Annotated in this window: 10 protein-coding genes; 4 read left to right on the top strand and 6 right to left on the bottom strand. The window is 73.3% G+C overall.

Annotated elements, in window-relative coordinates; genetic code table 11:
• Positions 1–69: 69 nt before the first annotated feature.
• Entirely contained in the window at positions 70–1134 is a 1065-nt protein-coding gene (gene hemE / locus AB0389_RS26625; RefSeq protein WP_366398013.1) for a uroporphyrinogen decarboxylase, read from the top strand.
• A gap of 31 nt (positions 1135–1165) precedes the next feature.
• Here the strand turns inward: hemE and AB0389_RS26620 are convergent, their stop codons facing one another.
• Complete coding sequence (locus AB0389_RS26620; protein WP_366398012.1) at positions 1166–2545, bottom strand: FAD-dependent oxidoreductase; 1380 nt, start codon at positions 2543–2545, stop codon at positions 1166–1168.
• Between the two features lie 55 nt (positions 2546–2600).
• Positions 2601–3587, bottom strand: a complete 987-nt coding sequence (locus AB0389_RS26615; protein WP_366398011.1) for a DUF4349 domain-containing protein — start codon at positions 3585–3587, stop codon at positions 2601–2603.
• A 146-nt stretch (positions 3588–3733) separates the two neighbouring features.
• On the opposite strand from AB0389_RS26615, the gene hemG reads away from it, so the two are divergent.
• The 3 genes from hemG (at position 3734) to AB0389_RS26600 (ending at position 7739) form a co-directional block, all read left to right on the top strand.
• On the top strand, positions 3734–5194 hold the full coding sequence (gene hemG, locus AB0389_RS26610; protein WP_366398010.1) for a protoporphyrinogen oxidase: 1461 nt from the start codon (positions 3734–3736) through the stop codon (positions 5192–5194).
• Positions 5195–5198: 4 nt separating this feature from the next.
• Positions 5199–5915 (top strand): hydrogen peroxide-dependent heme synthase, encoded by a 717-nt coding sequence (gene hemQ / locus AB0389_RS26605; RefSeq protein ID WP_366398009.1) that lies wholly within the window; start codon positions 5199–5201, stop codon positions 5913–5915.
• A 360-nt stretch (positions 5916–6275) separates the two neighbouring features.
• The gene (locus AB0389_RS26600) at positions 6276–7739 is read left to right on the top strand and encodes a hypothetical protein (RefSeq protein WP_366398008.1); all 1464 of its coding nucleotides are present in this window, start codon (positions 6276–6278) and stop codon (positions 7737–7739) included.
• A 57-nt stretch (positions 7740–7796) separates the two neighbouring features.
• Here the strand turns inward: AB0389_RS26600 and AB0389_RS26595 are convergent, their stop codons facing one another.
• The 4 genes from AB0389_RS26595 to AB0389_RS26580 form a co-directional block, all read right to left on the bottom strand.
• Complete coding sequence (locus AB0389_RS26595; protein WP_366398007.1) at positions 7797–9461, bottom strand: alpha/beta hydrolase; 1665 nt, start codon at positions 9459–9461, stop codon at positions 7797–7799.
• Positions 9462–9617: 156 nt separating this feature from the next.
• Complete coding sequence (locus AB0389_RS26590; RefSeq protein WP_366398006.1) at positions 9618–10979, bottom strand: DUF692 domain-containing protein; 1362 nt, start codon at positions 10977–10979, stop codon at positions 9618–9620.
• A gap of 169 nt (positions 10980–11148) precedes the next feature.
• On the bottom strand, positions 11149–11943 hold the full coding sequence (locus AB0389_RS26585; RefSeq protein ID WP_366398005.1) for a DUF4142 domain-containing protein: 795 nt from the start codon (positions 11941–11943) through the stop codon (positions 11149–11151).
• Between the two features lie 111 nt (positions 11944–12054).
• A complete protein-coding gene (locus tag AB0389_RS26580; protein WP_366398004.1) occupies positions 12055–12828 on the bottom strand; it encodes an aminoacyl-tRNA hydrolase in 774 nt (257 codons plus the stop codon).
• Positions 12829–12878: the final 50 nt, after the last annotated feature.

The raw sequence follows: 12878 nt of genomic DNA, 5'->3' as shown, positions 1-12878 counted from the left end.
CGCGTCCCGCGCAGGGAGAGACACCCTGGCCGGGGCGGCGGCTTCCCCGTACATGCGAAGATTCTGGTCGTGAGCGCCAACGACCGCCCTTCGGGCCAGCAGACGAAGACGTACGAATCGGCCTTTATGAAGGCATGCAGGCGCGAGCCCGTGCCGCACACGCCGGTCTGGTTCATGCGGCAGGCGGGGCGCTCACTGCCGGAGTATCTGAAGGTGCGTGAGGGGATTCCGATGCTGGAGTCCTGCATGCGGCCCGAGCTGGTCGCCGAGATCACCCTCCAGCCGGTACGGCGTCACAAGGTCGACGCGGCCATCTACTTCAGCGACATCGTCGTCCCCCTCAAGGCGATCGGCCTCGACCTCGACATCAAGCCCGGCGTCGGCCCCGTCGTCGCCGAGCCGATCCGCACCCGCGCCGACCTCGCCCGGCTGCGCGACCTCACCCCCGACGACGTCTGGTACGTCACCGAGGCGATGGGCCTGCTCACCGCCGAACTCGGAGAGACCCCGCTCATCGGCTTCGCCGGCGCGCCCTTCACCCTCGCCAGCTACCTCGTGGAGGGCGGCCCGTCCCGCAACCACGAGCACACCAAGGCGATGATGTACGGCGACCCCCAGCTCTGGGCCGACCTGCTCGACCGGCTCGCGGACATCACCGCCGCCTTCCTCAAGGTCCAGATCGAGGCGGGCGCGAGCGCCGTCCAGCTCTTCGACTCATGGGTGGGCGCGCTGGCCCCCGCCGACTACCTGCGCTCCGTCCAGCCCGCCTCCGCCAAGGTCTTCGACGCGGTCGCCCCGTACGGAGTGCCGCGCATCCACTTCGGCGTGGGCACGGGCGAACTGCTCGGCGCGATGGGCGAGGCCGGCGCGGATGTCGTCGGCGTCGACTGGCGCGTCCCGCTCGACGAGGCCGCCCGCCGGGTCGGCCCCGGCAAGGCGCTCCAGGGCAATCTGGACCCGGCCGTCCTGTTCGCCCCCACGGCCGCGGTGGAGACCAAGACCCGCGAGGTGCTCGACGCGGCGGCCGGTCTTGAAGGACACATCTTCAACCTCGGCCACGGCGTGCTGCCGACCATGGACCCGGACGCGCTGTCCCGGCTCGTCGAGTACGTACACACCGAGACGGCCCGCTGAGGCGTCCGCACGAGGACCCGCACGCGGACGGCTACATGCCGGCGGCGCGCACCGCTGTCACCGCCTTGCGCGCCGCCACCAGCACCGGGTCCCAGACCGGCGAGAAGGGCGGCGCGTAGCCGAGGTCCAGGGTGGTCATCCGCTCCACGGTCATCCCGGCCGTGAGCGCCACCGCCGCGATGTCCACCCGCTTCGCGCTGCCCTCCCGGCCGACGATCTGGACGCCCAGCAGCCGCCCCGTCCGGCGCTCCGCGAGCATCTTGACCGTCATCGGGGCCGCGCCCGGGTAGTAACCGGCGCTGTTGGTGGACTCGACGGTGGCGCTCACGTACCGCAGCCCCGCCCGGTCGGCGTCCTTCTCGCGCAGCCCCGTCCGGGCGATCTCCAGCGCGCAGACCTTGCTCACGGCCGTCCCGACGACCCCGGGGAAGGTGGCGTAACCGCCGCCCGCGTTCGCGCCGATGATCTGGCCGTGCTTGTTCGCGTGGGTGCCGAGCGCGATATGCCGGTACGCGCCCGAGACCAGGTCGAGAACCTCCACGCAGTCACCGCCGGCCCAGATGTTCCCGTGCCCGCGCACCCGCATCGACAGGTCGGTGAGCAGCCCGCCGTACGCGCCGAGCGGCAGCCCCGCCGCGCCCGCCAGCGTGGTCTCCGGCTCGACGCCGATGCCCAGCACGACGACATCGGCCGGGTACTCGGCGTCCTCGGTGACCACCGCCCGCGCCCGGCCGTCCGCGCCGGTGAGGATCGCGGTGACCGCGGAGCCGCCCACCGTGGTGATCCCCATGGAGTCCATCGCCGCGTGCACGAGCCGGCCCATATCGGGGTCGAGCGTCGCCATCGGCTGCTCGCCCCGGTGCACGACCGTCACCTCGTACCCCCGCTTCAGCAGCGCCTCCGCCATCTCGACGCCGATATAGCCGGCGCCCACGACGACCGCGCGCCCGCCCTCCGTACGGGCCAGCGTGTCCAGCAGCGCCTGGCCGTCGTCGAGGGTCTGCACCCCGTGCACGCCCGGCGCGCCGATGCCGGGCAGCGCGGGCCGCACCGGCCGGGCGCCCGTCGCGACGACCAGCTTGTCGAACCCCGTCCAGCTCTCCGCACCGGTATCGAGGTCACGGGCCCGCACCCGCTGCCCCGGGACATCGATCTCCACGGCCTCGGTGCGCATCCGCAGATCAATGGCTCGTTCTCGATGCTCCTCGGGCGTCCGCGCGATCAACGCGGCACGCTCCGTGACGTCCCCGCCCACCCAGTACGGGATGCCGCACGCGGAGTACGAGGTGAAGTGGCCGCGCTCGAAGGCGACGATCTCCAGCTCCGCCGGACTCCGCTCCCTGCGGGCCTGCGACGCGGCGGACATGCCCGCCGCGTCGCCGCCGATGACCACCATGCGCTCCGCCGCCATCGCGTGCACCTCCGTCTCCAGGATCTGGGAGGCACGCTACGCCGGTGGCGGTGGATCAGTCCTGCTCGCCCCTCGGCTCCTCCTGCTCCTCACTCGGCTTCGGGGCCCCGGCCGGGCCACGGCTCCGGGTCCGCGAGTACCGGACGCCCGGCCGGAAGCGGTCGCGCGCCCACCGGCCGCTGACCAGCCGCCACAGCACGTACAGCGCCCCGAACACGGCCGCGAACGGGAGCACCGCGCCGAGCACCACCGAGATCAGGCGCACCGTCGTGACCAGCGCGTCCCAGCCGCCGCCGAGCGCGTCCAGGAACCCCGGGTCGTCGTCCTTCTTCTTCTCCTCCACGGCCTTCGCCGGAGCCTCGGTGAGCTCCAGGGTGATCGTGGCCAGCGCGGTGCGGTTCTTGAGGGACGCCTGGCGCGCCAGGAGCGACTCCAGCTCCGCCTGACGGGTGCTCAGCTCCCCTTCCAGCTCCACCACATCGCTGAGCTTCTCGGCCTGGTCCATCAGCTCCCGCACCCGCGCCACGCTCGCCCGCTGCGAGGCGACCCTGCTGTTGACGTCGACCACCTGGTCGGTGACGTCCTTGGCGTTGGTGCTGCGCGCCAGCAGCTTTCCGGTGCCCGCGAGTTCCCGCAGGACCGCGTCGTACGACTCCTGCGGAACGCGCAGCACGACGGTCGAGTTCACCTCGTCGCCCGCCGAGCCGCCCTCCGTGGTCTCGCTCTGGACGAGGCCGCCCGCGGTCACGGCCGCCGCCCGCGCCACGTCGATCGCCTTCTCGGCGCTCTTGACCCGCACGGACAGCCTGGCGGTACGGATCACATGCGTACCGGCGGGGTTCGTGGTGTCCGCGGTCGTGCCCTTGCCGCCCGGCGCCCCGGCGCCCGCCCGGTCGGCGGAGTCCTGTGCGGAGCCCTTCGCGTCGGCCGGCTGTTCCTGCGCGAGCGACTTGTCGCTCGCGCTCATGTCGCTGCCGCTGCATCCCGTGAGTACGAGCGAGGCGGTGAGCAGTGCTGCCGCGATCATCGGTGTCCTGCGCATGATCGGCCCCCTGAGGTGGTTGTCGTGATGCCGGTTCGACGTACGGGACGGGTGCGCGGGTTGCCCATTCGGGGTTCCGAAGCGGTCACGGTCGGGACTCGGTACGGGATGCGGGGGCCGGCCGGCCGTTTGAGAGAGTGGGTCGCATGGAGTCGTCGAGCGCACCACACCGGGACCCGGCCGCATCCGCCGGCCATGTCGTCGTCATCGGGGGCGGCATCGCCGGCCTGGCCGCCGCGCACCGGCTGCTGGCCGCCGGGGTGCGGGTGACGCTCCTGGAGGCCACCGCCCGGCTGGGCGGAAAGCTGTGGGCCGGCGATATCGAGGGCGCCCCCGTCGACCTCGGCGCCGAGTCGATGCTGGCCCGCCGGCCCGAGGGGGTCGCGCTGGCCGAGGCCGTCGGGCTCGGGCCCCGGCTTCAGCCGCCCACCGCCACCACCGCCTCCGTATGGACCCGCGGGCGGCTGCGGCCGATGCCCAAGGGCCATGTGATGGGCGTGCCCGGCGACCCGGCCGCGCTCGCCGGACTGCTCTCCGAGGAGGGCCTCGCCCGGCTGGCCCGGGAGCCGCGGCTGCCGCCCACCGAGATCGGCGAGGACATCGCCGTCGGCGCGTACGTGGCGGACCGGCTCGGCCGCGAGGTCGTCGACCGGCTGGTGGAGCCGCTGCTCGGCGGGGTGTACGCGGGCGACGCGTACCGCATCTCCATGAAGGCGGCCGTCCCGCAGCTCTTCGACGCGGCCCGCGCCCACGGCTCGCTGCTGGCGGCCGTCCGCGATATCCAGGCGAAGACCGCCCCGGCCGGACAGGGGCCGGCCCGGCCGGTCTTCGCGGGCATCGAGGGCGGCGTGGGCCGGCTCGCCGTCGCCGTCGCCGACGCGGTACGGGCGGGCGGCGGCGAGATCATCCTGGAGACGCCCGCCCTCGGCCTGACCCGCGGCGCGGACGGCTGGCACATCCGCACCACCGGGCGACCGCTGACCGCCGACGGAGTGATCATGGCGGCGCCCGCCTGGTCCGCCTCCGTGCTCCTCGCCGAGGAGTCCCCGGCCGCCGCCGCCGGGCTCGCCACCGTCGAGTACGCCTCGATGGCCCTGGTCACCATGGCGTTCCGGCGCGACGAGGTGGCCGCCGTACTGCCCGACGGCAGCGGCTTCCTCGTACCGCCCGTGGACGGACACACCATCAAGGCGTCGACCTTCTCCACCCGCAAGTGGGGCTGGGTCGCGGACGCCGCGCCCGGCCTGTTCGTGCTGCGCACCTCCATCGGCCGCTACGGCGAGGAGGAGCAGCTCCAGCGCGAGGACGCCGAACTCGTCGACGTCTCCCTGCGCGACCTCGGCGCGGCGGTCGGACTCACCGCGCGGCCGGTGGCCACCGAGGTGACCCGGTGGACCGACGGCCTGCCGCAGTACCCCGTCGGCCATCAGGACCGGGTCGCGCGGATCCGCGAGGCGGTGGCGAAGCTGCCGGGGCTGCGGGTCTGCGGCGCGGCGTACGACGGCGTCGGCATCCCGGCCTGTGTCGCGAGCGCGCAACGGGCCGCGGACGAGATCATCGCCACGTCGACCCTGGCGCGGGGCACCGGCCGGGGCGCGGGAGAATAGCCGTATGACTGCTGCTCCAGAGAAGATCCCGAACGCGGGCAAGAAGGCCAAGGACCTCAACGAGGTCATCCGCTACACGCTGTGGTCCGTCTTCAGACTGCGCGAGGCCCTGCCCGAGGACCGCACCGGTTACGCGGACGAGGTCCAGGAGCTGTTCGACCAGCTCGGAGCCAAGGACATCACCGTGCGCGGCACGTACGACGTGTCCGGGCTGCGCGCGGACGCCGACGTCATGATCTGGTGGCACGCCGAGACCGCGGACGAACTCCAGGACGCGTACAACCGCTTCCGCCGCACCCGCCTCGGCCGCGCGCTGGAGCCGGTCTGGTCGAACATGGCGCTGCACCGCCCCGCCGAGTTCAACAAGTCGCACGTCCCGGCCTTCCTCGCCGACGAGACGCCCCGCGACTACGTCAGCGTCTATCCGTTCGTACGCAGTTACGACTGGTACCTGCTGCCGGACGAGGAGCGGCGCACGATGCTCGCGGACCACGGCAAGATGGCGCGCGGTTACCCGGACGTACGCGCCAACACTGTGGCATCCTTCTCGCTCGGCGACTACGAGTGGATCCTGGCCTTCGAGGCCGACGAGCTGTACCGGATCGTCGACCTGATGCGTCATCTGCGCGGCTCCCAGGCGCGCCTGTACGTACGGGAAGAGGTGCCGTTCTACACCGGCCGCCGCAAGTCGGTGGCGGATCTGGTGGCCGGGCTCGCCTAGGCCCTAGGGCGGGGCCCGGACCTGACGTGGTCGGTCCGCTCAGTGGCGGACCCGGCCATTCCACCCGGAAGATCAGACGACGGGCGGCAGTTGCCTGCTGCGCGCCCGCCCGTCCAGCGACACCGGGTTCGGCTCCGGGTTCCCATCGGCCGCTGACCGCGCGCGGCCGATGGAACCCGGGTCGGTGCTCCCCCGGGGAGCGCATTCGGGAAATATCATGGGCATGACACCCTGCTCGGGTTAGTGTGGGCGCGGCGCTTCCCGGCACCGCGCGTCGTACAGCGGCCGGTCCTGAAGCGCTCGTTGTTGTCCACAGACCGCTCGCTTCGGTCCGCGCACCCCGAGGGTCTGTACCGGTTCATGACATCCCACATAGCCCCGCTCCGGGCAGCCCTGCTCCTGCGTCGCCCGCCCGTCTGGCCGATAGCGGCGCTGTGGACCCTCGCTCTCGGCCTGTGGGGACTCTCCCGCGAGCAGAGCCTGTGGCGGGACGAGGCCGCGACCTGGCAGGTGGCGCTGCGCTCCACCGCCGAGATCCGGTACATGGTGGAGCAGGTCGACGTCGTGCACGGGCTCTACTACCTGCTGATGCGGGGGCTCTTCGTCTGGTTCGGGCCCAGCACCACGACGCTGCGGCTGCCCTCCGTGCTGGCGATGGCGGTGGCGGCGGCCTGTGTGGCGGTCATCGGCCACCGGCTGGCCGGGGCCTGGGCCGGGCTGGGCGGCGGGCTCGCGTTCGGGCTGCTTCCCGCCGTGCAGTTCTACCTCCAGGAGGGCCGCCCTTACGCGCTGGTGGCGGCCGGCGCCGGGATCGCGACCCTGCTGCTGGTCCGGGCGCTGGAGGGGCGCGGCGGGCCGGCGCTCTGGGCGGCGTACGGCGGTGTGGTCCTGCTGACCGGACTGCTGAACTGGCTGTCCCTGATGATCCTGTCCGCGCATCTGGCGACCCTGATCTGGGCGCGGGCCGAGCGCCGCCTGTGGACGCGCTGGGCGGTGGCCTCGGCGGCGGCGGTGGCCGGCGTACTGCCCCTGATCCTCTTCAGCCGGAACCAGTCCGAGCAGGTCTCCTGGATACCGCCGCTGACCTGGCACATGATGATCGGCCCCGCCGTCCTGCTGACGATCGGCGGCCTCGGGGCCCTGCTGGACCGGCCGCGTCCCGGCCGGCCGGCGGCGGCGGCCGTCGGACTGCCGCTGCTGGCGGTGCCGCAGCTCGGACTGGCCGGACTCTCGCTGGTGCGCCCGCTGTTCGTCGACCGCTACGTGGTGTTCAGCCTGCTTGGCCTGGCCCTGCTGATCGGCGTGGGGCTGGGCGCGGCGGTACGGGCGGCCGGGCCGCGCTTCCCGCGCGCGGCGGCCTGGATCCTGCCCGGGACGGTCGCCGTGGCGATGGCGGCCCTGCTCCCGCAGTCGCTGGCCAAGCGGTCCCCGGCGAGCCGGGTGGACGACGTCCTGGCGGTGGCGGCCGACGTTCGCCGGCTGAAGGAACCCGGGGGAGCGGTGGTCTTCGTACCGGCGGCGCGGCGCGACACCCGGTCGGTCTCCCCCGACGCCTTCACCGGTCTGCGCGACATCGCCCTGGAACGGAGCCCGGTGGCGTCGGGCACGCTCAAGGGTGTGGAGGCGGGCCCGGCCGGGATCCGGGAGGCGATGCTGGCCCAGGAGCGGATACTCCTGGTGACGGACGCGGAGACGGTGGCGAAGCCGTGGTCGGGGGAGCGCGACCGGGTGAAGATCTCCGTACTGGAGGAGCACTTCACGGTGGTGGCGGACAGCCAGGTCCGCGGCCGGCGGGTGACGGTGTACGAGCGCCTCACCCGGTGACCGGCGCGGACCTCAGCAGCGCGGATTTCAGCGGCGAGGACCTCAGTGGCGCGGACCTCAGCGGCGCGGAGCCGGATCGAGCCGCCGGTGGGGGTCGGCGAGCCGGTTTGCCCGTTCGAGCGAGACCGGGTTGGGTTCCGCGTGCGCCGCGCACTCGGCCCGCCGTACCGGGGCCTTCCCGTGCAGCAGATAGTCCTCCAGATAGGTGTCGACACAGGCGTTGGTGCCGCCCGCGACCCCGTGCGTGCCCGCGTTCTTCTCGGTCACGAGCACCGATCCCGGCAGCCGCCGCTGAAGCTCCAGGGCGCCCGCGTACGGGGTCGCCGCGTCCCGTTCGGCGGCCAGGATCAGCGTCGGGGGCAGCTCGCCGGGGCGGGTGCCGACGTCGAGCGGGGTCTGCCGGGGCGCCGGCCAGTAGGCGCACGGCAGATTCATGAAGGCGTTGTCCCACGTCTCGAAGGGCGCGGTCCTGGCGAGTTCGGTGTTGTCGCGGTCCCAGACCCGCCAGTCCGTCGGCCACGGCGCGTCGTTGCACTCGACGGCGGTGTAGACGGCGCTGCCGTTCTCGCTGTCGGCGGCGGCCTCGGGGTGGGGGGTGGCCTGCTCGATCAGCGGCTTGGGGTTGCCCTTGACGTACTCGGAGAGCGCCGTGGCGCGCATCGCCCAGTAGTCGTCGTAGTAACCGGCCGACAGCATCACGCCCTGGAGCTGACCGGGCCCGACCGTACCGCCGGCCGGCTCGTGGGTGACCCCGGCACGTACCTTCTCGTAGTTCTTGCGCACCTCTTCGGCATCGGTGCCCAGGTGGTACGCCTTGTCGTGCTTGGCGACCCAGGTCAGGAAGTCGGTCCAGCGCCGCTCGAACGCGGCGGACTGGTCGAGGTTGTTGCGGTACCAGATCTGCCGAGGGTCCGGGTCGACCGCCGAGTCGAAGACCATCCGGCGGACATGGGACGGGAAGAGCGTCGCGTACAGCGCGCCGAAGTACGTGCCGTACGAGGCGCCCATGAAGGTCAGCTTCGGCTCGCCGAGAGCGGCGCGCAGCACATCCAGATCGCGGGCGTTGTTCAGCGAGTTGTAGTGCGCCAGCGCGTCCCCCGCGTGGTCGGCGCAGCCCCGCGCGTACGCCTTCGCCTCGGCGATCCGCTCGCGCTTGTACGACTCGGAGGGGTGGACGGGGGACGGCGTGGGCGCCTTCAGGGCGTCCGCCGGGTCCTTGCAGGACAGCGGCGCCGAACGGCCCACCCCGCGGGGCGCGTAGCCGACGATGTCGTACGCGGCGGCGATCCGCTTCCACTCGGGCAGCGCGGCGGCCATCGGGAAGTACATGCTGGAGGCGCCGGGGCCACCGGGGTTGAAGACCAGCGCGCCCTGCCGTTGCGCTGCCGGAGCGCTCGCCGCGACACGGCTGACGGTCAGGGAGATCGTCCGGCCGGCGGGCGCCGCGTAGTCGAGGGGGACCTCGACCGTGCCGCAGGTGATGGGGGCGGGCAGCGACTCGGCCTCGGGACAGGCGCCGAACGCGATACCGGCCGCGGCGGCCCGCTCGGCCGCGCGCGCCACCCCGCGCGTCCCGTCGGCCCGGGCCCGCGCGGCGGCGCCCGCGTCCGGACCGGCACCGGGTCCGGCCGCGACCGCGCCGTCCGCGGGGGCGGCGACGAGCGCCGACAGAACCAGGGAGCCGAGGGCGGTCAGAGTCCCGCACTTCACTACTGCTCTCATCGCGTTCCCTTCGTGCGTGCGGCTGTGGGATCAACCGCCGAACCGAGAGAACGCGGCGCCGCCAGGACGACGCAAGGACCGCCGGACTGTGTCGGGTCCAATGACCCCGATGCGCCCCGCGTCCACTCCGGAGCGCGTCCCGGCGTGCGGGGCTGCTCACTTTCCCGCGAGGGCGGCGCGGGCCACGCGGACGAGCCGGGTCGCGCGGCGCGGCGGGCGCGCTCCGGCGCGCTCCTGCCACCACAGGGACAGGCGCCGCCGGGCCCGGTGGTTCTCGGGCCGTCCGGCGATCAGCAGATGCTCGGCGAAGTCGAGCGCGTCGCGCCGGTAGCCCGCGCGCATGGGCCGGCTCGCCGCGTACCCGAGGAACTCGGGGCGGTAGCCGTCGCCGAGGATCTCCGGCAGTTCGGGGGCGATCTTGGCGACGACACCGGCGCGCTTGACGGAGAGGGCCCGGCTCTGGACCCGCAGCCGCCTGCGGTCGAACCCCTCGGGGACGGGCGTACCGGCGACCAGGGCGGAGAGCAGGGACGTCTCGGCGAGGGCGAGACGCCGGCGGGCGGCCTCGGAGCCGGAGCCGGGGGTGGCTTCGGAATCGGGGACGGGCGCGCGTGTGCCGGCGCTGTCCGCCGTACGCGGCGCACGTGCCGTCCGGGGCGCGTACTCCCCGGCCGCCGCGTCGAGCGTCTCCCGTATGGCCGTCAGCTCCCCGGCCAGCTCCCGCTCCGGCGGGAAGTCGTCGTCGCGCTCCAGCAGCACGCCCGGCGGGTCGACCCGCCGCCGCAGCTCAGCCAGTACGTCGAGCACGGGCCGGGTGACCGGGTGGGCGTGGGTGTCGTGCCAGACGCCGTCGCGCTCGATTCCGCCCGCGACATGGACGTACGCGATCGCCTCGACCGGCAGTTCACCGAGGGCGGTGGCCGGGTCCTCGCCGCGGTTCACGTGGTTGGTGTGCAGATTGGCGACGTCGATCAGCAGCCGGACCCCGGTGCGCTCCACCAGCTCCGCGAGGAACTGGCCCTCGGTCAGCTCCTCGTCCGGCCACGCGATCAGCGCGGCGATGTTCTCCACGGCCAGTGGCACGGGCAGCGCGTCCTGGGCGATCCGTACGTTCTCGCAGAGCACGCGCAGCGCGTCCCGGGTGCGCGGCACCGGCAGCAGATGGCCGGCTTCGAGCGCGGGCGACGCGGTACGGGACCCGCCCGCCCTGACGAACGCGATGTGCTCGGTGACCAGCGGCGAGCCGAGCGCCTCGGCCCGCTCCGCGAGATCCGCCAGCCGCCGCGGGTCCGGCCGCTCCGCGCCCCCGAGCCCGAGCGAGACCCCGTGCGGGACGACGGTGACGCCGCGCTCGCGCAGCCGGACGAGCGAGTCAGGCAGATGGCCGGGGCAGAGGTTCTCCGCGACGGCCTCGACCCAGTCGATGCCGGGCAGTGCCTCCACCGCGCCGGCGATCTCGGGACGCCAGCCGATGCCGACGCCCAGCCGTGGTGTGCTCCCGTGCGATGTGCCGTTCATGGTGTCCCCCTCGCTCTCCGTGTGCAGTGGCTATGGCCCCGGCGGGCGCCGCCGAATCCCCGGCGGGGGACGTTCAGAGGTTGATTTGAGGTTCCTGGCGCGAACGGCCGATCCCCTCCCCGGACGAGACATGGGGAGGGGATCGGCCGTGGGGACGCCGTGGGACATGTCAGGAGGCGGAGGGCGCCGGTGAGGTCTCCGGGTCGGGCCTGTTGGTGTTGATCGCGGTCGGCGCGCCCGGCTGGGTGGACGGCTCGGAGGTGACCGTCACGCCGTCGGCCGGCTCGACCGGCACCGCGGCCGGGGGCAGGTTGCCGTTGGGCGGCGGCGGGCCGCTCGGGCTCTCGGTCAGATTGCCGGCGGCCTCGTTGGCGAGGGCGTCGAAGTCGACCTTGCCGGTGGCCTCCAGCATCGTGATGTGGTCGAGGACGGTGATGTTGGCGTCACTCGCCAGCTGCCGGACCAGCTCGTTCCTGGTGGTGTGCCGCACCAGCGCGATGGCCGAGAAGACCTTGCCGTGCGCGTTGCGCAGCAGCTGGGCGAACTTCCGCTCGTACTCGTCGCCCTGGGCGTCCGACAGCTCCCGCAGCCAGCCCTGCTGCTGCTCGGTCGGCTGGTTGGGCAGCTCGACCCCGAGCTTCGCCGCTACCGACACGACCCGCTTGTCCAGGTCGGTGTGGCCGACGACCAGGTGGTCACCGCACTCCTTGATGGCCTCGCTGGGGGCGCGGTCCATGGCCTGCTGTCCGGCCGGCAGCTCCCAGAGGCCGGCCAGCCGCACCTTCACGATCAGGTCGCGGTCCATCGCCGTCAGCGGCCCCCACTGGGTGGAGACGGTGGACGCCGCGATGTTCGCCTGACCCGTTCCGGATCGGTCGGCGTACGACCATACGGGGAACGCCAGCGCCGCCACTGTCGCGACCAATGCCGCGATGATGAGCGCCGAACCGTTGATGCGTCGCAATGTGCTGCCTCCCGAACCGAAATGTGTGACACCGGTGAACCAACCGCCGGCCACTCGGCCGTTCAACCTATCTGGCGGTACCGGAAGATACGCACGGGAGGTGGAGAGCGTTCAACCGCGCAGCGACGGATGGTCTCCGATCACCGTCGCGGACCCCGGGGCGATCTCCGTGAAGCCCGCGTCGCGGACCAACGGCAGCCCCGCGGAGGCGAGTTCGCGCCACCGGTCCGGGGTGGCGGTGCGGACCGCGAGCCGGAAACCGGACGCGTGCCACGCCTCGCGGTCCTTCTCCGAAAGCTCCCACCAGACGAGTTGGGCACCGTGGCCGGCCTGGGCCATGGCCTTGCCCGCCGACATGCCGAGGCCGGGGCTCAGCCACAGGACCGGCAGCGCGGGGTCGTCGGGGGCGGGCGGGGGAGCGGGGTCGGCCAGATCGGTGCCGGAGACCTGGAGCTTGGCCAGCTCCTTGGGCCAGCCGTCGAGCGGGACCGGCGGGAAGACCCGTACCTCCGCGACGGACGAGGTCTCCGTGTCCGCGCCCGTGCCCGTCACCGTGAGCCCCGGGAGCGTGGTGGCGCGCCGCCACTCGGCGCCGCGGGCCCGCCGTACCACCTTGCGGATCCGGGCGTCCTGCCAGTCGCGCATCGCGCGGGCCCACGCGCCCTCGTGCTCGCCCTCGCCCAGCGACCGTTCGTCGGAGAGCATCGTGAGCACCGCGCGGGCCGCCGTCTCCAGGGCGTCGGTACGGGTGGGCGGGGCCGCCTTCTCGATCCGTACCACCAGGGGCAGCACATACTGCGGTGCCTCGTCGCGGGTGGTCGGGCCGGCGTTGAAGGGACTGTTCTGGGGGCTGCCGGCAAGGCTGTCCTGGGTGCTCTCGTTCACCTGCCCAGTCTGCCAGCCCGGGCGCTCGGGTTCGGCCGGGCGCCGGTGAT

Origin of the sequence: Streptomyces sp. NPDC093109 (assembly GCF_040701725.1) — a bacterium.
Lineage (GTDB): Bacteria > Actinomycetota > Actinomycetes > Streptomycetales > Streptomycetaceae > Streptomyces.
Note: the sequence above shows the minus strand (reverse complement) of the source record. Positions and strands in the feature narration are given on the sequence as shown.